The organism is Singulisphaera rosea, assembly GCF_054877945.1.
In genome coordinates this window covers 430,425-452,323 of the sequence record NZ_JBTYIP020000001.1, presented here as the reverse complement: position 1 = coordinate 452,323, position 21,899 = coordinate 430,425, and the positions used below count along the sequence as shown (strand labels likewise).

The following is a 21,899-nucleotide window of genomic DNA, read 5'->3' as shown; positions in this document are numbered from 1 at the left end:
GAATGGGGCGACATGAGGGACTCGACCGTGCGCCAGCCCACGGCTCTGCGGTTTGCCAACAGAACATGGCGCGACGCATCCACGGGTCATTCACGCAAGACGTGATCGTTATGCACGGACAAAGCGCCCGGGCGTCGTCAGGACATCAGGAGCCACAACTTGAGGGAGGATCTCTCAGATGCGAAAGGTTCTCGAGGCCGCAGCCTCGCCGAAGATTAGCGAATTGGATGGGGCGACATCGAAACCGGGACGGACGGAGGTCGGCGGTTGTCGTACGTGCTGTATTTGTCGGAGGAAATTGGGACTGGATCCCAGCGGGTCAGAATGGACCCCACTCGGATCGACACCGAGGTGGGGTGACCGGTTCCAACGTCCGGAGCCCCATCGACCTTTGCGGCGAAATTGGAGGCAGGCCACCGCGCTGCGGAGCCTGTCTCGCTTTCGCCTCCAAATGCGGGCCAAAGACACGCCGAGCCGCGTTCAAGCCACGCGTTCGTCGCCTCAAGTCGAAGGATGAGCCCGTGTGCGAGATGACACGAAGAGAGGAAGGCCAGGCCAGGCTAGTGGAAGGGAGAGTCGAGGTTGCACGACCGCGATGCGCAAGGAACGTCCCGGGCGAGAGGATTCTCGACCGGGACGTGTGCGTTTCTTACTTGAGATTGACCGCGGCGACCGGCTGTGGGGAAGGGTCGGGGAGGGACAACGCCGCTTCGGCCGCCGTTCGCGAGGCCTGCGAAATCGGGGCCGGGTAGATCCCGAGGATAAGCGAGAAGGCCGCACAGACGCCGACGGCGGCGGCGGTCGGCCAGCTTACCTTGCAGGCGATCGGAGTGGCGGGGGTCGGCCCGAGATACATGAGGACCACGATCCTCAGGTAGTAGAACGCTCCAGCCGCGGCATTCAGCACGCCGACGACGCCGAGCCACTGGAAGAGGGTTGCATCTTCGTTGGCCGTGGCGTTGAACGCGGACATGAAGATCGCGAACTTGCCATAGAACCCGGCCATCGGCGGGATGCCGGCGAGGCTGAAGAGGCAAACCGCCATCGCGAGGGCGAGGAGCGGGTGGGTCGAACCGAGACCCGCGAGGTCATCGATGGTCTCGATCTCTCGCTTGGGCGTGCTCAAGGCGATGATGATCCCGAAGGCCCCGAGCGTCATCAGGGCGTAGGCGACGAGATAGAGCAGGATCCCCTGAGCCCCGAGGAACGAGGGAGGAGACGCGCCCGGCGAATTCAACGAGGTCGGCGTGTTGTAGAAAGCGGCGGCCACGCCGATCATGAGGTAGCCAGCGTGGGCGATCGACGAGTATGCGAGGAGTCGCTTCAGGTCGTTCTGGACCAGGGCCACGGTATTGCCCAGGGTCATCGTGATGGCCGCAATGATCCAGGAGAGGATGACGACCCGGTGCAAGAGCTCGCCGGAGATCCCGTCCGCGGAGATGACCGAGGTCAGGGTCCGGATGATCGCGAGGAAGCCGATCGCCTTGGGGATCCAGGCGAGGAGCGCCGAGACGATCGTCGGTGACCCTTGATACACGTCCGGGGCGTAGAAGTGGAACGGCACCGCCGCGACTCGGAACCCGAGGCCGGCCATGATGAAGACGACCGCGATGAGGGCCAACTGCGGCTGCGGGACGTTCGGGGCATGCTGCACCAGGAACGCGAGCGCCTTGAGGTTCGTGACACCGGTCAGCCCGTAGAGGAAGGCGAAACCGTAGAGCAAGAGCCCTGAGGAGAAGATGCTCAGGAAGAAATACTTGGTCGCCGCTTCCTGGGTCTCCGCGTTCCGCCTCGAGAGGTACAGGAGAAGGTAGGTCGGGATGCTCACCAGCTCGAGGCCGACGAACAGGAAGACCAGTTCGTTCGCGGCGGCGACGAGCATCGCGCCGGCGTTGATCATCAGGATCGAACCGAAGAACTCGGGCGCCCTCGCGTCGTCGACCTGGTCATGGGCCAGGGCGAGGACGATGAGACCCGTGAGCAGCAGGAAGAGCCTCGAGTCGAACGACAGGGCATCGTTCAGAGCCACCGCCGAGTACAAGCCGGTCGCCTGGCCCTTCAGGCTGATCAAGACCAAGAGGGCCACGACGGTGGCGGCCGCCGACGCCCCCGACCACACGCGTCGCGGGAGCCGGACGAAGGCACCGGCCGTCATCATGGCGACCGCCACGAACAGGATCACGAACTCCGGCAGCAAGACCAGGAGCGTTTGCTTGGCGACGTCCAACGCGATGGGAGGAGGCATTAACGGCGGCCCTTCGTGGGAACTTGGGTGAACGTGACAGAAGCCGGGGTCGGGCCCGATTCGAGCGCAACCTTCGGAGTCTTGGCCTTCGCCACCGACTCGGTCTTCTGGGCCTCTTGGGTTGGGAACTGGGCGGCGATCGGGGCGATCGCGGGACGGATCCGCTCGAGGAAGGGCCGCGGGTAGATGCCGATCCCGACGATCAGGACCATGAGGGGCGTCAGGCCGGCGATTTCGTGCCAGCCGATCGGGCGGACGACCTCGGCGGGCGCCGCGGGACCGTGGTCCGAGCCGTGACCGTGATCATGACCGTGGGGCTCGTGGAGCGGCCCGAAGACGACTCGCTGGAGCATCCAGAACAGGTACCAGGCCCCCAGGACCATTCCGGTCGCGGAGATGATTGCGGCCCTCGGGCTCTTCGAGTACATGCCGAGCAGGATCGGGAACTCGCCGACGAATCCATTGAGACCCGGGACCGCCGCCGAGCCCAGGGATGCCATGATCAGGAAGAAGGCCAAGAGCGGGAGCCGCTCCCAGAGCCCGCCCAACTCGGCCATCTCCCGCGTGTGATATCGCTCGTAGATCACGCCGACGCAGGCGAAAAGTGCCCCCGTCGTGATCCCGTGGTTGACCATCTGGATGACGGCACCGTCCATCCCGGTCGCGTTCAGCGAGAACAGGCCGAGGACGATGAAGCCCATGTGGCTGACGGAGCTATACGCCACCAGCCGCTTGATGTCCGTCTGGGCGAGTGCGACGAGTGCTCCGTAGACGATGCCGATCACGGCGAGCGTGGCCAGGAGCGGGAACAGGACCTGGGCTCCGATCGGCGTCATCGCGAAGTTGAATCGGAGGAGCCCGTAGGTCCCCACCTTCAGGAGCACGCCGGCGAGGAGGATCGAGCCCGCCGCCGGGGCCTCGACGTGCGCCAGGGGGAGCCAGGTGTGGAACGGGAACATCGGCACCTTGATCGCGAAGCCCGCGAACAGGAGCAGGAAGATCAGGACCTGCGGGCTGGCCGACCAGGGCGTGGTCTTCTTCCAGTCGTTCCAGGGGAGGTTCGCCAGCCCTTGAGTCAGCTCGGGGAGTGAGAAGGTCAGCGTATGATTCGGCGAGTGTTGCTGGTGGACGATCACCAGGGCAATTACGCCCAGGAGCGTCAAGAGGCTTCCCGCCAGCGTGTAGAGGAAGAACGTCACGGACGCCTGCCGGCGCTCCGAGCCTCCCCAGAGCCCGATCAGGAAGAAGAGCGGGATCAGCGAGAACTCGAAGAAGATGTAAAAGAGGACGACGTCGAGGCTGGCGAACAGCCCGAGCAAGCCCGAATGGAGCATCAGGAGGAAGGCGTAGTGGAGCGGGGCCCGTTCGGTGATCGACTCCCAGGACGCGAAGACGGCTGGGATCATCAGCACCGAGGTCAAGATGTAGAGCCAGAAGCTCAGGCCGTCGAGGCCGAGGGCGAACCGAATGTCGGGCGTACCGAGCCAGGAAAGGCCGAGCTTGCCCCCTTCGGAGAAGGCGAACTGGGGTTCGACCACGCCAGGCTTGAACGCGAAGGCCAGGATCAGGCTCAAGGCGAGCGTGGCCAGGACCGTCGCGAGCGCGAGCACCCGCGCCGTCTTGACCTCGAGCCGAGGCGAAACGAAGAGGGCCACGCTCCCGACGAGCGGGAGGAAGGCCGTGATCACCAACAGGGTCGCCATCTCTTTAGGTCCTCGTCGCCCGACGAATCCGTGGTCTCTCGTGCGAGGTCAAGTTCCGAACGGCCCGCCCGGCGGGCCATTCGATCGGCCGACGCGGCGAGGGCCGCGTCGCCGGCCGACATAGGATCGATGGATCAGGTGAAGAGCAGCAGGAACCAGAGCAGCCCTGCAATGCCGAGAGCGGTCGCGGCCGCATAGAACTGGACCAGGCCGTTTTGCAGGGGGGCCAGCGCACGTCGCCCGATCAGCCGTGGGATCCCCGCAGTGCCTCGGACGAGTCCGCCGTGGACGAGATACTGGTCGAGGAACGCGAAGACCTTCGCGAGCACAAGGAACGGCTTGACGACGAACGCGACGTAAAACTCGTCGACCCCGAACTTGTGGTAAGAGGCGAGATACAGCGGCTTCAGCTTGGCGGCCAGGTCGCCCGGGATCGGGCTTGGCTTCGCGTAGAGCACGAAGCTCAAGCCCATGCCGATCACCCCGACGAGCGTGCCGACGATGGCGGTCGCGTAATCGAACGAGTGCGGGTGGGCGAAGGTCGGGAGTTCCTCGAAGCCGAGCGTGTGCTCGATATGGCCCTCGAACCAGCCGGTCGGCCCGAAGGCGAGTCCGACGAACGTGGCACAGACGGCGAGGACCATCAAGGGGATGGTCATGATCGGCGGCGACTCGTGCCCGAAGTGGGAGTCGTGTCCGTGGCCGTGGCTATCGCCGTGGGCGTCGTGGCCGTGGCCATGGTCGTCGTGGGCCGCACCGTGACCCGCGTCGGCCTCGACGACGGCTTCGGGGTCGTCAGGGCTGGGGAGCTTTTCGGGACCCCAGAAGGTGAGGAAGTAGGCCCGTCCGGTGTAGAAGGCGGTCAGGAAGGCGGTGAAGACGGCGACCCAGTAGATCGCCATGTAGGCTCCGCCGCCCCACCCGTCGTGTCCCGAGGCGTGTGACGCAGCTTTGAGGGCGGCGAGGATCTCGTCCTTGCTCCAGAAGCCGGCGAACGGCGGGAGGCCCGACAGGGTGAGGGCACCGATCGTGAAGGTCAGGTAGGTGTAGGGGAGGCGTTTCTTCAAGCCCCGGAAGCGACGCATGTCGAGCACCCCGCCCATTGCGTGCATGACGCTCCCCGACCCGAGGAAGAGGAGGGCCTTGAAGAAGGCGTGGGTGAAGAGGTGGAACATCGCGGCGACGACGGCGAACTGGGCAACTTCGCCGACCCCGGCGCCGAGCCCCATGAACATGTAGCCGAGCTGGCTCACTGTCGAGTAGGCGAGCACCCGCTTGAGGTCGGTCTGGGTGACCGCGATCGCTCCCGCGAGGAGTGCGGTGAGGCAGCCGATCGAGGCGATCAGCAACTGCACCCCGGGTGCATGGACCAGGATCGGGGCGGAGCGGGCGAGCAGATAGACGCCGGCGGTGACCATCGTCGCGGCGTGGATGAGGGCCGAGACGGGGGTCGGGCCTTCCATCGCGTCCGGGAGCCAGACGTAGAGCGGGACCTGGGCACTCTTGGCGGTGGCCGCCCAGACGAACAAGAGGGCGATTCCCGCGAGCGCGGCGGCCGGGATCTGCTCGAGGTTCTCTCGGCTCAGGACGTTCCCGTAGCTCAGGTCATTCCCCTTGGAGACGACCCAGAGCCAGAAGAGGGCGATGGCGAACCCGACGTCGCCGACGCGGTTGACGAGGAACGCCTTCTTCGCCGCGGCGGCGGCCGACGGCTTCGCGTGCCAGAAGCCCACCAGGAGGTAGCTGCACGTACCCACGCCTTCCCAGAAGACATAGGTAAGAATGTAATTGTTCGAGAGGACGAGCCCGGTCATCGAGAAGACGAAGAGCCCGACGCAGGCGAAGAACCTCGGATACGCCGGGTCGCCGGCCATGTAGCCCGAGGCGAAGATGGCGACGAAGGTCGAGACGAACGTGACCATCGACAGCATCATCGTCGTGAGGCCGTCGATCCGGAACTCGATCGGCACGTGGAGGCGGCTGACCTCGAACCAGTCGTAGACGACCACGGTGGTCTCGGGCTTCGCCGAGGCCAGGAGCCCGAGCGAGACCAGGAACGCGAGGAAAATCCCGATGACGACCGGGAGGTGGGCCCGCTCTCGGAGCTTGTTCCCAAAAGCGGCCGCGACCAGCGCCCCTAGCAAGGGGCAGAAGGGCAACAGCCAGGCGTTGCTCACCAAAGAATTCGGCACGTCACGGCTCCCAACGTTCTTTCGTGTCTAGTCGCTGAGGTTTCGCCCGGTCCAGGACGGAGTGGCCCACGGCCCCTTCGGCCGTTAGTCGCGCCGTTCGGTCCACGGCAGGGTCGGGTGTTCCGGCTCGTGGCCGGCGGGGATCAGGTGCGGGTAGGTGTCGGGCCCGTTGGTCGCCATCACCGGCTCGGCCTCGGCTTCCTCCGCGGCGGGGGAGAAGCCGGGCTGCCCCGCCTCCCGGATCTCTTGCCAGAGGGTAACGTCCAGCGACGACTTCCGGTTGAACAGGATCAGGATCAAGGCCAGCGCGACCGACGCTTCGCACGCGGCGACGGTCAGGATCACGATAGTGAACACCTGTCCGGTCCAGTTGCCGTGATAGGCGCCGAAGCCGACGAGGGTCAGGGCCACCCCCTGGAGCATCATCTCGGCCGAGAGGAACATGACGATCATATTCCGACGGGCGAGAAACCCGAGCATCCCCAGGCTCATCAACGCGGCGCCGACGAGAAGATAGTTCTTGAGGATGCCGAAGAGGACGTCTTCCGGGGGCATATCGGTACTCGTTTCGTGATCGGTTCCGGTCCGACTCTGTCGATCGATTTCGGGAGGTTGCAGTCTCGAGGCCGTCGCGTTGGTGACGTCAGGCGGGCGAGCGGTCGCCCGGTCGGATCGGCGCCTTCGGGGTCGCGATCGCGATGGCCGCGATCAAGGCGACGAACAACAGCGTCCCCGCCAGTTCGACCGTGATCAGGTGGTCGGTGAAGAGCGTCTCACCCAGGCTCGCGACGTGAGGTTTGGTCACCCCGTTTTCGTCGACGAATTTGGCGGTCGGCCGCACGGCCCGGGCCACGACCGCCTCCACCGACGGGGAAGTCCCTGCGATGGCGGCGGTGTTGGGGAGCAGGCCGGGCGGGGCATTGAAGACCTTCGCGCCCGGCGTGATGCTCACGAGGCTGTAGAGCACGGCCCAGAAAAGCAGGAAGCTCGTCATCGTGGCCCGGAAGGGCGAACGTGAGGCCCGGTCGTAGATCGCCCGCCCTTCCATCTGCGCGAGCATGATGACGAACAAGAAGGTCACGATGATCGCACCGGCGTAGACGATGATCGTCCCCGCGGCGAGGAACTGGGCGCCTGCGAGGAGGAAGAGGCCCGAGGTCGACAGCACGACCGACGCGAACCAGAGGGCGCTGTAGATCGGGTTCCTGGACGTGATGGTCAGGATCCCGCAGGCGATGGCCGCGAGGCTGAAGGCGTAGAAGAAGACGCTGCTCAGGAGCGGCCCGGGGGACTTCCAGAGGATGGCCAGCAGGAGGAGAGCGATGGCTGTGAGGATCCCGCCGGTGATGTGCACCCGCTTCGGCTTCGCGCCGCCATGCCGGTACGGGAGCAACAGATAAGTGCCTGTTGCCCCGAGGGCCACCCCGATGGCCTGCGACAGATCATTCAATGCCAGAAGTTCCACGTTTCCTGTGTCCTTCTCGAAGCGGGCGTAGGGTCAGGACGTCGTCTGGGTGGTGTCGTGGGCGATCCCCTGGGGACCTTTGCCGAATCGCATCGGCTCGGCGTCCTTGGTCGCGTCGAAGACGGAAAGCAGCTTCGACTTGTCGAAGATCATCTGCTCGCGGGAGAGGCCGGTCAAGTCGTACAGCCCGGTCAGCTCGATGGCCTCGACGGGGCAGGCTTCCTCGCACATCCCGCAGTAAATGCAGCGAAGCTCGTCGATGACGAAGCTCTCGCAGTATTTCTCACGGTCGGGCCAGGTGTCGGGTGCGGTCGCCCCGACGATGTCGATGCAGTGGGCGGGGCATGCGGTGGCGCAGAGCATGCAAGCCACGCACTTGACCCGGCCTTGTTCGTCCTTGTTGAGCCGGTGCACGCCACGATAGTTGGGGCTCGGGACGTGCTGTTCCTCGGGATACTGGACGGTGATCGCCTTATTCGCGAAGACGACCCCGAGCATGTGCTTCGCCGTCACCGCGAGACCCGTAAGGATCGCGGGGATGTAGAGGTTCTCCAACGGGGTCAATTTCGGAGGCGTCAGTCGCTTCAGGCTCGGGTCGTCGGGACGCACGTCGCGTTCTCCCTCACGGTAATCGGCTCGCACTCGGCCAGGACGAGTGTTCATATGGATGGCGGACGATCCCGGGCTGTACAGCCCTCGGGACCGCCGACCCGTTTGTGGTTACTTGCCCCAACCCCAAAGCAACTGGACGATGCCGGCGGTCGCGACCAGGTTGACGATGGACAGGGGAATCATCGACTTCCAGGCCAGGTCCATCAGTTGGTCGTAGCGGAACCGGGGGATCGTCCAGCGGATCCACATGATGAAGAAGATCAGGAAGCCGACCTTGGCCATCATCGCCCCCATCTTCACGAACGCCCAGAGCAAGCCGGTCTGGTGCTGGTCGGTCAAGAACGGGACGTCCCAACCGCCCAGGAAGAGGATGACGATTAGATAGCTGGTTGTGATGATATTCAGATATTCTCCGAGGAAGAACATCCCGAACTTCATCGCCGAGTATTCGGTGTGGAACCCCGCGACCAACTCCTGTTCGCTCTCGGGGAGGTCGAAGGGGAGACGATTCGTCTCTGCAAACGCGCTGATCAAGAAGAGCAGGAATCCCAAGGGCTGGACGACGATGCCCCAGACGTGGTTGGTGTCCTGCCAGTTGATGATGGTGTTCAGGTCGAGCGACTTGGTCAGCAGGACGATCCCGAGGATCGACATCCCCATCGGGATCTCGTAGCTGATGAGCTGGGCGCTGGAGCGGAGGCCGCCGATGAAGGCGTATTTGCTGTTGGACGACCATCCCGCGAGGATGATCGAATAGACACCCAGGCTGCCGATCGCGAAGATATAAACAATCCCCACGTCGATCCCGGGGGCGATCTGGAACTGGATCGGCCCGTTGTACAGGTCGGGCCCGTTCGGGCCGACGACGCCGAACGGGACGACCGCGAAGGAGATCGTCGCCGCGATGATCGCGATCATGGGGGCGAGGATGTACAGGGGCTTGTCCACGTACCCCGGCACCATGTCCTCTTTGAGGAGCATCTTGGCGCCGTCGGCCAGGGGTTGCAGCAGCGCCATCGGCAAGCCGAAGTCGCGACCGCAACGGTTCGGCCCGATCCGGTCTTGCGAATAGGCGGCCACCTTCCGCTCGACGAGGATGAGATAGGCCACCGCGCCCTGGGTGATGCCCACGACGAGGAGGATCTTGATCATGATCCCGACGAGGACAATTAACGCTGACATAGACCTCTTCCCTCAGGATGCCAAAGGAACCGCGGCTGGGGCGTCCGGGATCGTGACAAAGTGATTCGAGGCCGGGGGTCCCGAGTCGGTCCGGAGAAGGGTGTGTCGACCACGCTTCTCCGAGACCGCTGGTGACGACTCGTTGGCGTCGGTCCTCAGGCGTCCTTGCCCCCCTTGGGGCTGTTCTCGCCGGGCCGGTCGCCTTTCGCGCCTCGCGGCTTCAACCAGGGGTCGCTGAAGCCGACCCCGGCACCGACCGGCTCGGGGCTCTCCAGGGCCACGCCGAATTCCGGCAGCGTCCCGCCCGACGCGGATGCGAAGGCGGGGATGGCTGCGGCCAGCTCGGCCAGGACGTCTCGGGACGCGATCGGCCCTCGCGAGCGGCCGAGGAGGATGGCAAACAGGTCGAGGTCGGGCAGCGAGCCGTCTCGGGGCGGCAGGGCCGCCTCGGCGTGCTGGAGCCGACCGTCGGCATTGACGTAGGAGCCCGCCTTCTCGGCGAAGGTCGCCCCCGCCAGGACCACGTCCGCCGCCTGGGCGAGCGGAGTGACGTGAGTATCCTGGACGATGAGGAATTCGACGGACTTGCGGAGCTTGGGGACGTCGGTCTCGCCGAACGCCGGGTCGATGGCGTCGGAGGCGACGAAGACCCCCCGAAATTCACCGGCGGCGGCGCGAGTCGCGAACGAGTCGTAGGAGATGACTTCGCCCTGGAAGTGCTCGAGGATCGCCTCAACGCCCTTCCGGTTCGGGCACTTCTCGGCGTGGATCGTGAACGGCCGGGGGACGACGAAGCTCGTGTCGCCGGTGCGTCCCTTGTGCTGGTCGGGCGTGAAGGTCTGGTCGGTGCCCGAGGTCGGCACGGGGCCGAGGGCGAGGACGCTCGTCGGGCTCAGGTGCTTCAAGTACGAGGCGATCAGATACGCCTCTTCCACCGTGAGGAACGGGGAGAGGAGCCCGGCGACGGTGCCGTTCGCGTTGACGATCCGTTCGAGGCCCACCGCGGCGGCCTTCAGGGCCTGATCCATCGGGGCCGGCTGGAGGTCATCGTTCTTGCGGACGTACATCGCGTTCAGGAGCGACGGATCGTTGGCCGACTTGTACCCGTAGCGACCTTCGTCGCACATCCAGTAGTCGTTGACGTGCGGGTTGTATCGGGGCTTGAACCGCCAGAGCGCCCCGCGGTTCTCCTCGGAATTGACGTTGCAACCGGTGGAGCAGCGGGTGCAGATCCCGTCGTGCTTGGAGAGGAACCAGACCCGCTGGGTGTGGAGGAAGTCCTTGTCGAGGAGGGCACCGACCGGGCAGAGGTCGACGACGTTACCGGCCAGGGGGTTGTCGACCGGGTGGCCGGGGAAGATGTCGATCTCGGCATGATTGCCGCGTCGCATCACCTGGAGTTCGCCCGTCTGGGTGATCTCGCGGGTGAATCGGACGCAGCGGGTACACATGATGCAGCGGTCCTGGTTGAGCTGGACCGCGTCGGAGACGTCCTTGCGTGGGTTGACGGTCCGCTCTTCGACGAAGCGGTGGTTGGCCTGGCCGTACTCGTAGCTATAGTCCTGGAGCCCGCACTCGCCGGCCTGGTCGCAGACGGGGCAGTCGAGCGGGTGGTTGATCAGGAGGTACTCCATGATCATCCGCTGATGTTCCTTGACCTTGGCGCTGTCGGTGACGATCACCGTCGCGTCCTTGGCCGGGGTCTGGCAGCCGGGGACGAGCTTCGGGAGCATCTTGATCTCGCCCGTCTTCGGGTCCTTGCTCCCGACCTCGATCTCGCACATCCGGCAGTTGGCGACCACGGACAGGGCGGGGTGCCAGCAGTAATAGGGGATGTCGACCCCGGCGCGCGAGGCCATCTGGATCGCGTTGAGCTTCTCGCCCTCGGGGATCTCGTGTTCCAGGCCGTTGATGATGATCGTCGCCATCGGCTTCCTTAGTCGTTTGTAGGGCGTGTCGCGCACGCCAATCGGCGAGAAAGTCCGGCGTGAAATCCCACGCCCTACAGTGACGTCACCTCGGTGAATTCGTCGGTCCGAGACACTTCGGTTCGGTTCAGTCCGCGTGCGGCGATCGCAGGACGGCGGCCGGGCCATTCAGGACCGGCAGCAAGGGCGAGTTCCCCGAGACGGCGGTGACGCCCTCGGCGATCCGCGACTGGAGCGGGGTGACCTCGTAGGAGGCCGACTGATTCGTCTTGATGTAGTCCTCGAACTCCGGTCGGAACTTCGCCAGGGCGTTCTTGATCGGCCAGGCGGCCCCGTCGGCGAGCCCGCAGATCGTGGTCCCGGGGATGATCCCCAGGTTGTTGGCCATCTGGAGGAGGATGTCGAGGTCTTCGATCCGGCCGCCGCCGGCCTTGATCCGCTTGATCGTCTTGTACATCCAGGCCGTCCCCTCGCGGCAAGGGGTGCACTGGCCGCAGCTCTCGTGGGCGAAGAACCGGGCACAGTTGTAGAGATAGTCGACCATGCTCGTCTGGTCGTCCATCACCGTGACCGCGGCGGTCCCGAGCCCGAGACAGCCCGGCTTGCGGAGGCTTTCGAAGTCGAGGGGGACGTCGAGCTCGTCGGCCGACAGCAGGCCCATACTGATCCCGCCCGGGACGGCGGCCTTGGCCTTGCGGCCTTTCCAGATCCCGCCGGCGTGGACGTCGATCAACTCGCGGGTCGTCACGCCCAGCGGGAGCTCGACACAGACCTGTTTGTTGACGTGGCCCGAGACGCAATACAGCTTCGGCCCGTAGCTCTTCGGCGTGCCGATCGACTTGAACCAGTCGGCGCCTCGCTCGATGATGTGCGGGACGCAGCAGAGGGTCTCGATGTTGTTGACGACCGTCGGCTTGCGGAAGGCCCCTTCGATCGCGGGGAACGGCGGCTTGATCCTGGGCCAGCCTCGCTTCCCTTCGAGCGACTCGATCAGCCCGGTTTCCTCGCCGCAGATGTACGCCCCGGCACCCCGGTGGAGGTAGATCTCGAGGTCGAAGCCCGACCCGTAGATGTTCTTCCCGAGGTGGCCCGCCGCCCTCGCCTCGGCGATCGCCGCCTCCATGATCCGGTAGGCGTTGATGTATTCGAAGCGGAGGTAGAGGTAGGCAGTTGCGGCCTTGGTGGCGAAGCAGGAGATCAGGATGCCTTCGATGAACTGGTGCGGATCCTTTTCCATCAGGATCCGGTTATTGAACGTCGCCGGCTCGCTCTCGTCCCCGTTGATGCACATGAGGGTTTCCTTCCGATCTTTCGGAAGGAAGGTCCACTTCAGGCCGCAGGGGAAGCCGGCGCCGCCACGGCCCCGGAGCTCGGAGTCCTTGACGACTTGGACGACCTTGTCCGGGTCGAGCTCGGTCAGGGCCTTGCGAGACGCCTTATAGCCGCCGCGCGACTCGTACACCTTCAGCGTGTGGCTGTCGGGCACGTCCCAATTGCGGGTGAGAACGGGTTCGAATTGGGCCACGGCCTTCGACTCCTGCAATCGTTTCGGACGGTTCTCTGTCGCTTCGGTGAGGTCCTGGGTGTCGCCCTCGGCCCGGCTTTCGGGACGACCGGAGGGAGACGATCCGACGATCCGCGTCTTTGTCTCAGGCGCCGGTCTTCGGGCCGGATTTCACTTCGTTGAGCATGGCGTCGACGTTGTCCGGGTTGAGCGGGCCGAAGATCCGGCCGTCGTCGGCGAGCGCGGCTGGGGCGAAGTCGCAGATCCCCAGGCATTCGGCGAACTCGATGGTCAGCTTGCCGTCGGGCGTGGTCTGGCCCGGGTGGATGCCGGACTTCTTGCAGGCCAGCTCGAGGACCTCCTCGCCGCCGGTGAGCATGCAGGAGATCGAGCGGCAGATCCAGACCCGGGTATCGCCGATCGGCGCCTGCGGGAAGAACCCGTAGAAGCTCATCGTGTCGTGGACTTCGGCCGGCGTGATCTCGAGGATCTCGGCGATCTCGGCCATGGCCTGGTACGGCACGCACCGGAGATGCTCATGAACGATGTGCAATGCGGGCAGGGTCACGGCCCGCTTGCTCGGGTACCGGGGGATATAGGCCCGGATCTTCTCCCGGATCGCGTCGGAGAGCATCGGCGTCGAGGATGTCGCGTCGGCGGCCATCAGTCCGTTTCCTCAAATCTCGAATGTCTGAAGCCCTGGCGGAACGACCGAGGTCCCGATCAACTCAACGATCCAGCTCGGCGGCGATGATGCTCAAGCTCCCCAGGATCGCCACCACGTCGGCGATCAGGTGGTCTTTGATCAAGAGCGGGAAGAGCTGGAAGTGGATGAACGAAGGGGGCCGGGTCCGGGTCCGCCAACCCGTCTGGCTGCCGTCGGTGACGAGGTAATAACCTAGCTCACCGTTGGGGCTCTCGATCGCAGCGTAGACCTCGTTCTTGGGGGTCTCGAAGCCACGGTTGGGCATGATCAGCTCGAAGTGCTGGATCAAGCCTTCCATGCTGTTGTAGACGGTCCCCTTGTCCGGCAGGGGGAACTTGTCGGCGATCGGGACGTTGACCGGGCCTGTTGGGAGGTTCTCGAGGGCCTGGGTGAGGATCCGGTAGCTCTGCCGCATCTCTTCCATGCGGACGAAGAAGCGAGCGAAGCAGTCCCCTTCCGTCATGTACGGGACGTCGAAGTCGAAGTCGGCGTAAGCGAGGTAAGGCTTGTCCTTGCGGAGGTCGTTCGTGACGCCGCTCGCCCGAGCGATCGGCCCCGTCGCCGAGTAGTTGATCGCGTCTTCCTTGGTGAGGACGCCGACGTTGCGGGTCCGGTCGAGGAAGATCCGGTTGCGGAAGAGGAGCTTCTCCATGTCGGCATAGACTTTGGGGAAGCTCTCCATGACCCTCTTGATGCGCTCGAGGACGCGGTCGTTGAAGTCGTAGAGGACGCCTCCGACGCGAGTGAAGCCCGGGTGGAAGCGATACCCGGACATCTCCTCATAGACGTCGTAGATCTGCTCGCGGAGGTTGAAGGCGAACAGGAATGCGGTGAACGCCCCGAGGTCGAGCGCGGCGGCCCCCGTGCAGAGGAGGTGGTCGCTGATCCGGGAGAGTTCGCCGATGATGACGCGGATGTACTGGCAACGCTTGGTCAGCTCGATGTCGAGGAGCTTCTCGACGGCGTTATGCCAGGCCACCTCGTTCATCGGGGGACTGATGTAGTTCTTGCGGTCGACGACCGTCACGTACTGGTTGAAGTTTAGGTGCTCGCCGAGCTTCTCGAACCCGGAGTGGAGATAGCCGATGTCGGGGGTCGCCTTGACGATCCGCTCCCCGTCGAGCTCGAGGATCAGGCGCAGCGTCGTGTGGGTCGCGGGGTGCTGCGGCCCGAAGTTGAGGGTCCAGGTGAACTGCTTGGACTCGGCCCCAACTTCGGGTTCATCGAGCAAGTTGGCCGGCATAGGTCTCGCGCCTGCGGATAAGAGTTCGCCAGGATCCACGCTCGTCCGTCTTCGGTGCCGGCCCGAGGGCCGACTGGAAGGGATGGGAGCTTACGAATCGCCTCGCATGATGCGGGTGAAATTGTGCCGCTCGCCGCGTCCTCGGAGCGGATAGTCTTTCCGCAGGGGGAACGCGGTAAACTCCGGGGGCATCAGGATCCGGCGGAGGTCGGGATGCCCCACGAACGTGATCCCGTACATGTCGAACACTTCTCGCTCCATCCAGTCCGCCCCTTTCCAGAGCGAGACGACGGAGTCGAGCTTCGGTTCCGGGTCATCGAGGCCGACCTTCAGGACGACCCATTCGCCGGACTCGAGGTTGCGGAGGACGTAGTGGACCTCGAAGCGGTTGGCTTTCTTCTCCGGGTAGCCGAGATAATCGACCCCGCCGACTTCGGAGAGGAAAGCGTAACCGCGTTCGGTCTTCAAGGCCCGGGCCACGTCGAGGAGTCGTTCGGCCGGGACGTAGACGCGAAGGTTGTCTTCGAACCGCGCGGTGGTCAAGGACTCGGTGCCGAGGACGCGCCGGATTGTGGTCAGGGTTTCGGCGTGAGAGCCGGTATCCGTCGGATTCGCGGTACTCATCTCGGTCTACGATCTCCCTCGCGGTACGAAGCGGGAACGGTCCGGTCCTGGCGGTGTTACTTGGTCTCGTCGGACCCGAGCAAGCCGGGGCCGCCTGGGAGGCGATAACCGAATCGGTCTTCGTCGCCGCGTTCGGTGGCGAGGGCGAAGCCGGGGGGCAGGTCTCGCTTCTGGGCGAGCATCCGCTCCCGCTCGCGGAGTTCGGGGAGGCCGACGTTGCCGGCCATCGTCCCGCCGCGCTGGATCTTCTCCTGGAGGTCGATGATCGCCCTGAGGATCTGCTCGGGCCTGGGGGGGCAGCCGGGGATATAGACGTCGATCGGGATGAACCGGTCGACCCCTTGGACCACGGCGTAGGTGTCGAAGATCCCGCCCGTCGAGGCGCAGGCCCCCATGCTGATGGACCACTTGGGCTCGGGCATCTGGAGCCAGATGCGCTGGAGCACGGGCATCATCTTCATGGTCACGCGGCCGGCGACGATCAGGAGGTCGCACTGCCTTGGGCTGAACCGCATGACCTCGGCACCGAACCGGGCGAGGTCGAATCGGCTGGCGCCGACGGCCATCAGCTCGATCCCGCAGCACGCGGTCGCGAACGGCATCGGCCAGAGGCTGTACTTACGGCACCAGCTCACGACCGAGTCGATCGTGGTGAGGATCGTGTTCTGAGGGACCTCGACCGAGCCCTTGGGCTGGGCCTCGAGGATGGAGCCCTTGGTCAGCGGAGAGGTCGTGGGGACGCCGGTCTCTTTGGTCGGTCCTATCGCCATTCGAACACCCCTTTGCGCCAGGCATAGGCGAACGCCGCGACCAGGATCACGACGAAGATCATGATTTCGAAGAAGACCACGCCTCGGAAGTCGGCAGGGATCCCGGCGAGGACCGTGGTGGTGACCGCCGCAGCCCCCGGTGTGGCCGGGGCCCCGGCGACGGCCGGCACGATCACGGTTACCGGCTGTTCTCGGCTCCACTGGGCGACGGCCCAAGGATACAGGAACAGGAGCTCGACGTCGAAGAGCAGGAAGACGATCGCGATCAGGTAGTACCGGACGTCGAACCGTTGTCGGGCGTCGCCGATCGGGTCCATACCCGACTCGTACGGCATCTGCTTGACCGCCGTCGTCTTCCTCGGTCCGAGGATGGCGCTCAGAACCACCATGCTGATCGCGGTGAAAACCGCCACCAGGATGAAGAGAAAAATCGGTGTGAATTCCGTATCCATCGCTCGCGAGACCCGTTGTCCCGCCTCGGGCCGGCGACCATCTTTGTGAAGTGTTTCACAAAGTCGGACCAAAAAAATCCCAGCTTACAATGAAGCCGGGACGACGTCGTCGGAAGACGCCTTCGATCATACGCGACAAGATTGCAATCGCAAGGGGGGAGTGTCTCGTCGGTCGAACGCTCTCGACATGGAGCGTATTGTAAGCCCTGAAATCGGCCCGTCAACGCAGTAGCGTCCGAAACCCGTTGGGTTTCCGTCCTGACGGCCGGGATGTTACCTCTGGTGTTCGACCATTCTCAGGAATGGTTGGGGGGGGACCGACAACGTCGTCGGCCCACTTGGCTGAGGACCCTGTCTGATCCTCGGTGGGAATGGCAGAGATCCCGACGGGCCTCGCATGAACCAGGAGACGCAATCTCCCCTGCTGCTGCGAGGCCGCGCTCGGAACTGCCAGCGGTCAACGCGGGGCTGTCAGCGACGTTGGAGCGGTCGGGCGGGGCTTGAAACCCGAAGGAGAGGGAGAGGTCGTTCGTCTGCTCTCCAGTTCTTTGCTTCGCTTCAAAATGTCGGTGGGGGATTCCCGTTTGGAGTCGGACCCCCGTCGCGCGGAGGGCGAGTCCAAGCCTCGCAGCCTGGAATTCACCCCTCGCTTGGTCATGGTGGACCGCAATGCCCCGGACTCGGTCGAAGGACGGTTGGTTGCCGATTTCTTCGCGAAGGGGGGTTCGGGACGGTTTCGGACACTAGACAACTCGCGAGAGAGTCGACTCGAACCTTGCGTGAATTCGCGATAGAGTTCGGCTCGTTTTTTCGGGTCGCGTTCTCGTAGGTAATTGATGTAGCTGTCGTGCCTGGCTTGCCGGTCGGAATAGAACTGGTCGTCACGTGCCGCACTCGAGCTACCGCCGCGACCCGCCTTCGGATCATAGGCGTCGCGAGAGGCTTCGTAGTAAGGAGTGCCGAGCCCGCCTCGTCTTCTCCCGCCCTGGCTGGAGCGCCCGGCCCCGTCGAGGTCGTCGAGAAAGTCCTGAAATTGGTTGGCGCGGCTCATCGAGGTCTGGCCGCTCAGGACGCTCTGATTGGGGTAATACCCGTCGGTGGGATACACGGGGTAAACGAAGGATTCGTAAGCGGCGTTGTAGGGTTTGTAGGGATCCGGCGTGTGATCCTGGCCCAAGGCCACGTGCCCTAGACCGAAGATCATCGTCGCCAGGGCCGAGAACCGGACGCCTGACCGGGAGAACGTCGAGCGGGACGCGGCCATTGGCCTCTCCTTGAAAACGAGGCTCCGTCGATCAAACGCATCGGCCGGCTCGCGAAAGGGTCGTTTGAATCCCTCCGGATACCAAGCCCATCTGGTATCTTAGCATATCGAGGCCGGTCCGTCAGATTACGACATCATTTCTGCCCGGAACACTCGGTGGGATCGTCCGGTTCGAGGGGTGGCGCCGGTCGATACTCGGGGCTCAACGACGCGTCGACGGTCGCCTGATACTTTTGTATTTGCGATTGCTGTGCCATTTCCGTCGAGAGCGTGACCCGTGCCAGGGATCCGCGGCCTTCCAGGCGATAACCCCGGCCTGGGCCGATCGCAACGCAATCGCCGGGAGCAAGTTCGGTGGACTCTCCCTCGGCCGGAAGTACCCGCGTCTCCTCTGTGAGGCCGATCAGGAGGACGACGTTGAATTCCGTGGTGAACGTGTCGGAGCACCCCCCCGAGGAATTCCAGACGTCGTAAATGAGTCGGTGCCTCACGTCGGACGTGGGGATGACTTCCGCCATGTTTCCCTTGACGGAGGCTTCGGACTCTGTCCGAGGGATGGGGACGTGCTCGAAGCCCCAGACCTGGATAAAACGCTCCCGGAAGTGGATCGGTTGGGGCCCATCGTGTCGGATCCCGAGCATCCGGACCTCGGGCTCGACGTCGAATGCCAGCCCTCTCGGGATGACGATCATGTCGCCGAGGCCGATCGACCGGACACGACGATTGTGAGAGACGGAGTGATTGGCGGACAGGGCGATCGCGTAGAGGGTCCCGTCGGGCTCGAAGAGCTGGGCGTGCGGAGGGAGAATGTAGGGCTCGAGGGTCGGCTCCCACTCCTGGACCGCCCGACCGAGTTCTTGCCAGGCGTCGAGGTCATCGCGTCTCGCAACGAAAATCCGACCATTCATCTAACTCACCCTTTTTGGCGATCGTCTCTCGGATTCGGTGGGCTCGGTCAGAATCCTACGACCCTGGGGAAATCTCGACGTTGGAGGGCAACGGTTAACGCCTTCAGAGCAGCCACGCTCCCGTCCAGTCCGTCTCCTCGATAAGGGACGAGGGAAGCGTCGAGAAACCTCCTTGCACTCTTGAGGCGGTGGAATTCGCGGGCGGATGGGCTATGATGGTGGGACCTCAACGAGGGTCGACGCGCGTCCTGACTCGTGGGCGTCGACTCGAGGACTGCCTCGCCGAAGGACGGGCCACCCAGGGGAATTCGTGATGTTCGGTGCGAGCCTCGCGTTAGTCATCCTGATTGGGCAGGTCCCGCCGACGCCGACCTCGCCCGACCCCTCGCGCCTCGTCGTCCAACTGGGCGCGACGCGCTACGCCGAGCGGCAGGCCGCAGCGTCTTCCTTGGAAGGTCTCGGGAAGCGTGCCCTGCCCGCTCTTCGATCGGCCCGGGAGGTCAATGACCCCGAAGTCCGGTCGCGGGCATCCGCCTTGATCGCGAAGATCGAGGGGGCCTTGCTGACCCATCCGACGATGATCGCCCTCAACTTTCAGGATCGCCCACTGAGCGAGGTCTTGAAGTCGATCGGCGAACAATCCGGGATGCGACTGGCAATCTATCCCGAGACGGCCCCCGCGTCTCGAGACGCTCGGATCACGCTGGTGGACCGAAGCCCCCTGCCCTTCTGGAAGGCCCTCGACCGACTGTGCGAGGCGGGCCATCTCCAGTACAATTTCGTCGGGATGCAAGGGAGTCCTAACTCTCGAGAGCCGGTCTTCCCCCTCTTCCCTGGGAACGGCCGCCCCTCCTGCCCGGTCTATGATAGCGGCCCGTTCCGAGCGAACCTCATCAGCCTCAACTATCAGAAGAATCTCACGTTCGGGATGGGGGCACAGCCGGTCTTCCCGAACCGGGCCGGGATCGGGCCGATCGGGGATCCCGTCGGGAGCCCGTTGCGAGGTGGTCCCGCTGTCAACGAGGATTTCCTCGCCCAGATCCAATTCGCGGCCGAGCCCCGGCTCACCATCAGCCAGAGCGGAGCCCTGAAGATCCTTGAGGCGGTCGACGACCGCGGGCAGTCGCTGATGGTCGCCTCTTCGGGGGGACCTCTGACGCAGCGTTACTCAGGTTTCTTCGGGATGACGGCCGGTTCGACGCTGCATGTGAACGCGCCCTTGAGACGACCGGAACAGCCGGGCAAGACGATCCGACGACTTCGCGGCTCACTCCCGGTCACCGTGGCGACCCGTAAGGCGTCGCCTCTCGTGATCCCGTTGACCGATGCGGCGGGAAAGTCGTTCCGGAACGAGGAGGTCACGCTGGGGGTCCAGGAGATCAAGGTGAACCCGACCACGCGGCAGACGAGCATCGAGATCTCGCTGCGTGCGAGCCAGGATGCACCGGCGGGGGTTAATCCTCCTCCCGGATTCGAGGTCGAGCCCGGGATGCATCGCACAGAAGCCCAGCCGCAGCAGATCGAGGTACTTGACGCGCAAGGTCGCCCGATCCCCTGGTACCACTCGAACGACGCCGAGGGGTCGAGGATGACCCTGACCCTGGCCCCCCACAATCAGGCGGCCCCTTCCGAGATCCGCTACTACACGATGGCGAAGGCCGCGACCGAGGTCCGGTTCGAGTTCACCAACGTCCCGATGCCTTGAAGATGAGGGAAGATTCAGCACAAAGGCACAAAGAAGAATAGACGAAGAATGAAACCTAGAATTTCTTTCTCGCCATTCTTTGTGTCTTTGTGGTGAATCCTCCCCATCTTATGGCTTTGCTCAAGCTCAGCCGAGGAGGACGAGGTTGTCTCGATGGACGACCTCGTCGTAGAGTGCCTGGCCGAGCGTCTCGCGGGCCTGCTCGGTGCGGAGGCCGCGGACCTGTCGGGCTTCGGTGGTCGTGTAGTTGGTGAGCCCTCGGGCGAATTCGTGGCCTTCGGCGTCGCGGATTCCGACGACGTCTCCCTTGTCGAACTCGCCCACGACCTCGACGATGCCGATCGCCAGCAGGCTACGGGTGCCTGACTCCAGGGCGCGTCGGGCGCCGGCGTCGACGACGTAGTGGCCTTTCGGCCGAGCGGTCAGGCCGATCCAGCGCTTGCGGGCGCCCTGTGTTTGGCCATTGGCGAGGAACAGGGTGCCGACCGGTTCGCCGGCCAGGATCCGAGTCAAAGGTTCATTCTTCTTCCCCGAGGCGATGATTACGGAACCGCCGGCGCGGGTGACGAGCCGGGCCGCCTGGAGCTTGCTGCGCATCCCGCCGGTCCCCATGCTGCTCTTGCTGTCGCCGGCCAGTCCGAAGACGTGCTCGTCGAGGTCGGGGACGAGCGGGACAGCCTCGCCCGAGATTTCGCCCGATCCCGGGTCGGTGCGATAGAGGCCGTCGACGACGCTGAGGATGACGAGCAAGGGGGCCCGGACCAGGTTCGTGACCATCGCCGCGAGCCGGTCGTTGTCGCCGAACTTGATCTCGTCGACGCTGATGGTGTCGTTCTCGTTGATGATCGGCACGGCGTCCCATTCGAAGAGCGCCGTGAGGGTGTTGCGCATGTTGAGGTAGCGCGGCCGGCTGTCGAAGTCTTCGTGGGTCAGGAGGAGCTGGGCGGCGTGTCGTCCGTGTTTCCGGAGTCCTTCGTCGTAGGCGCGGATCAGATAGGACTGGCCGACGGCCGCGGCGGCCTGGAGCTGGGGGAGGTTTTCGGGGCGTCGGGGGAGGCCGAGCTGGCCGATCCCGGCTCCGACGGCGCCGGAGCTGACGAGCGCCACGCGCCGGCCGGTTTGCATGACGGCACTGATCTGCTCGGCCAGGTGACCGATCCTGGCCGGGTCGAGGACGCCGTCGGGGCCGGTCAGGACGCTGGTCCCGACCTTGACGACCCAGGTTTTCGCCGAAAGGACGACGTCGTCTCGAACCAAATCACGCACTAGGGCCATGGGTGGTCTCGCGGCCGCCGCCCCTTCATTTCACCGCGGGACGGGTTCGCCGAGTCGGCTCCGGCCGAGGGTCGAGATCGCGTCGCCGGGGTATCGCCCCTCGATTCCGGGCCGGAAGATC

Annotated in this window: 18 protein-coding genes; 1 reads left to right on the top strand and 17 read right to left on the bottom strand. The window is 64.6% G+C overall.

The features are described 5' to 3' along the window. Positions 1 to 649: 649 nt before the first annotated feature. The 16 genes from ACYOEI_RS01775 to ACYOEI_RS01700 all read right to left on the bottom strand — a co-directional run bounded on the left by ACYOEI_RS01775 (position 650) and on the right by ACYOEI_RS01700 (position 18,798). Positions 650 to 2,245, bottom strand: coding sequence for an NADH-quinone oxidoreductase subunit N (locus tag ACYOEI_RS01775; RefSeq protein ID WP_462847541.1), 1,596 nt, complete (start codon positions 2,243 to 2,245; stop codon positions 650 to 652). Beyond that, the gene (locus ACYOEI_RS01770; protein WP_462847540.1) at positions 2,245 to 3,948 is read right to left on the bottom strand and encodes a complex I subunit 4 family protein; all 1,704 of its coding nucleotides are present in this window, start codon (positions 3,946 to 3,948) and stop codon (positions 2,245 to 2,247) included. Before ACYOEI_RS01770 ends, ACYOEI_RS01775 begins: the two co-directional genes overlap by 1 nt. 134 nt (positions 3,949 to 4,082) lie before the next feature. Further along, positions 4,083 to 6,140 (bottom strand): NADH-quinone oxidoreductase subunit L, encoded by a 2,058-nt coding sequence (gene nuoL / locus ACYOEI_RS01765; protein WP_462847539.1) that lies wholly within the window; start codon positions 6,138 to 6,140, stop codon positions 4,083 to 4,085. Positions 6,141 to 6,224: 84 nt separating this feature from the next. Next, positions 6,225 to 6,695, bottom strand: coding sequence for an NADH-quinone oxidoreductase subunit NuoK (gene nuoK, locus ACYOEI_RS01760; RefSeq protein ID WP_462847538.1), 471 nt, complete (start codon positions 6,693 to 6,695; stop codon positions 6,225 to 6,227). An 88-nt stretch (positions 6,696 to 6,783) separates the two neighbouring features. Further along, positions 6,784 to 7,605 (bottom strand): NADH-quinone oxidoreductase subunit J family protein, encoded by an 822-nt coding sequence (locus ACYOEI_RS01755; RefSeq protein WP_462847537.1) that lies wholly within the window; start codon positions 7,603 to 7,605, stop codon positions 6,784 to 6,786. Between the two features lie 33 nt (positions 7,606 to 7,638). Continuing rightward, positions 7,639 to 8,214, bottom strand: a complete 576-nt coding sequence (locus tag ACYOEI_RS01750) for a NuoI/complex I 23 kDa subunit family protein (protein ID WP_462847536.1) — start codon at positions 8,212 to 8,214, stop codon at positions 7,639 to 7,641. A 111-nt stretch (positions 8,215 to 8,325) separates the two neighbouring features. Continuing rightward, entirely contained in the window at positions 8,326 to 9,399 is a 1,074-nt protein-coding gene (nuoH, locus tag ACYOEI_RS01745) for an NADH-quinone oxidoreductase subunit NuoH (protein WP_462847535.1), read from the bottom strand. Positions 9,400 to 9,554: 155 nt separating this feature from the next. Further along, a complete protein-coding gene (locus ACYOEI_RS01740) occupies positions 9,555 to 11,327 on the bottom strand; it encodes an NADH-quinone oxidoreductase subunit G (protein WP_462847534.1) in 1,773 nt (590 codons plus the stop codon). Between the two features lie 127 nt (positions 11,328 to 11,454). After that, positions 11,455 to 12,852: an NADH-quinone oxidoreductase subunit NuoF gene (nuoF, locus tag ACYOEI_RS01735; RefSeq protein WP_462847533.1), complete on the bottom strand. Its 1,398-nt coding sequence runs from the start codon at positions 12,850 to 12,852 to the stop codon at positions 11,455 to 11,457. 124 nt (positions 12,853 to 12,976) lie between these two features. After that, positions 12,977 to 13,495, bottom strand: a complete 519-nt coding sequence (locus ACYOEI_RS01730; protein WP_462847532.1) for an NADH-quinone oxidoreductase subunit NuoE family protein — start codon at positions 13,493 to 13,495, stop codon at positions 12,977 to 12,979. 64 nt (positions 13,496 to 13,559) lie between these two features. Further along, positions 13,560 to 14,780 carry an NADH dehydrogenase (quinone) subunit D gene (nuoD, locus tag ACYOEI_RS01725; RefSeq protein ID WP_462847531.1) on the bottom strand — a complete coding sequence of 407 codons (1,221 nt, stop codon included), beginning with the start codon at positions 14,778 to 14,780 and terminating at the stop codon, positions 13,560 to 13,562. Between the two features lie 90 nt (positions 14,781 to 14,870). Beyond that, positions 14,871 to 15,404 (bottom strand): NADH-quinone oxidoreductase subunit C, encoded by a 534-nt coding sequence (locus ACYOEI_RS01720; protein WP_462847530.1) that lies wholly within the window; start codon positions 15,402 to 15,404, stop codon positions 14,871 to 14,873. A gap of 56 nt (positions 15,405 to 15,460) precedes the next feature. Beyond that, positions 15,461 to 16,174 carry an NADH-quinone oxidoreductase subunit B gene (locus ACYOEI_RS01715; protein WP_462847528.1) on the bottom strand — a complete coding sequence of 238 codons (714 nt, stop codon included), beginning with the start codon at positions 16,172 to 16,174 and terminating at the stop codon, positions 15,461 to 15,463. Next, positions 16,165 to 16,626 carry an NADH-quinone oxidoreductase subunit A gene (locus ACYOEI_RS01710; RefSeq protein ID WP_462847527.1) on the bottom strand — a complete coding sequence of 154 codons (462 nt, stop codon included), beginning with the start codon at positions 16,624 to 16,626 and terminating at the stop codon, positions 16,165 to 16,167. Before ACYOEI_RS01710 ends, ACYOEI_RS01715 begins: the two co-directional genes overlap by 10 nt. A 457-nt stretch (positions 16,627 to 17,083) precedes the next feature. Further along, positions 17,084 to 17,890: a hypothetical protein gene (locus tag ACYOEI_RS01705; RefSeq protein WP_462847526.1), complete on the bottom strand. Its 807-nt coding sequence runs from the start codon at positions 17,888 to 17,890 to the stop codon at positions 17,084 to 17,086. 134 nt (positions 17,891 to 18,024) lie between these two features. After that, on the bottom strand, positions 18,025 to 18,798 hold the full coding sequence (locus tag ACYOEI_RS01700) for a hypothetical protein (protein ID WP_462847525.1): 774 nt from the start codon (positions 18,796 to 18,798) through the stop codon (positions 18,025 to 18,027). A 313-nt stretch (positions 18,799 to 19,111) separates the two neighbouring features. Here ACYOEI_RS01700 and ACYOEI_RS01695 point away from each other — a divergent pair, with 313 nt between their 5' ends. Further along, positions 19,112 to 20,503, top strand: coding sequence for a hypothetical protein (locus tag ACYOEI_RS01695; RefSeq protein ID WP_462847524.1), 1,392 nt, complete (start codon positions 19,112 to 19,114; stop codon positions 20,501 to 20,503). A gap of 126 nt (positions 20,504 to 20,629) precedes the next feature. Here the strand turns inward: ACYOEI_RS01695 and proB are convergent, their stop codons facing one another. Beyond that, positions 20,630 to 21,778, bottom strand: coding sequence for a glutamate 5-kinase (gene proB / locus ACYOEI_RS01690; protein ID WP_462847523.1), 1,149 nt, complete (start codon positions 21,776 to 21,778; stop codon positions 20,630 to 20,632). Between the last annotated feature and the right edge of the window lie 121 nt (positions 21,779 to 21,899).

Bases quoted from the DNA above. Each gene is read 5' to 3' on its own strand.
- ACYOEI_RS01775 (WP_462847541.1), bottom strand. From the start codon at position 2,245: ATGCCTCCTCCCATCGCGTTGGACGTCGCCAAGCAAACGCTCCTGGTC.
- ACYOEI_RS01720 (WP_462847530.1), bottom strand. From the start codon at position 15,404: ATGAGTACCGCGAATCCGACGGATACCGGCTCTCACGCCGAAACCCTG.
- nuoK (WP_462847538.1), bottom strand. From the start codon at position 6,695: ATGCCCCCGGAAGACGTCCTCTTCGGCATCCTCAAGAACTATCTTCTC.
- ACYOEI_RS01710 (WP_462847527.1), bottom strand. From the start codon at position 16,626: ATGGATACGGAATTCACACCGATTTTTCTCTTCATCCTGGTGGCGGTT.
- nuoD (WP_462847531.1), bottom strand. From the start codon at position 14,780: ATGCCGGCCAACTTGCTCGATGAACCCGAAGTTGGGGCCGAGTCCAAG.
- proB (WP_462847523.1), bottom strand. From the start codon at position 21,778: ATGGCCCTAGTGCGTGATTTGGTTCGAGACGACGTCGTCCTTTCGGCG.
- ACYOEI_RS01740 (WP_462847534.1), bottom strand. From the start codon at position 11,327: ATGGCGACGATCATCATCAACGGCCTGGAACACGAGATCCCCGAGGGC.
- ACYOEI_RS01715 (WP_462847528.1), bottom strand. From the start codon at position 16,174: ATGGCGATAGGACCGACCAAAGAGACCGGCGTCCCCACGACCTCTCCG.
- ACYOEI_RS01730 (WP_462847532.1), bottom strand. From the start codon at position 13,495: ATGGCCGCCGACGCGACATCCTCGACGCCGATGCTCTCCGACGCGATC.
- ACYOEI_RS01770 (WP_462847540.1), bottom strand. From the start codon at position 3,948: ATGGCGACCCTGTTGGTGATCACGGCCTTCCTCCCGCTCGTCGGGAGC.
- nuoH (WP_462847535.1), bottom strand. From the start codon at position 9,399: ATGTCAGCGTTAATTGTCCTCGTCGGGATCATGATCAAGATCCTCCTC.
- ACYOEI_RS01705 (WP_462847526.1), bottom strand. From the start codon at position 17,890: ATGGCCGCGTCCCGCTCGACGTTCTCCCGGTCAGGCGTCCGGTTCTCG.
- ACYOEI_RS01700 (WP_462847525.1), bottom strand. From the start codon at position 18,798: ATGAATGGTCGGATTTTCGTTGCGAGACGCGATGACCTCGACGCCTGG.
- ACYOEI_RS01695 (WP_462847524.1), top strand. From the start codon at position 19,112: ATGTTCGGTGCGAGCCTCGCGTTAGTCATCCTGATTGGGCAGGTCCCG.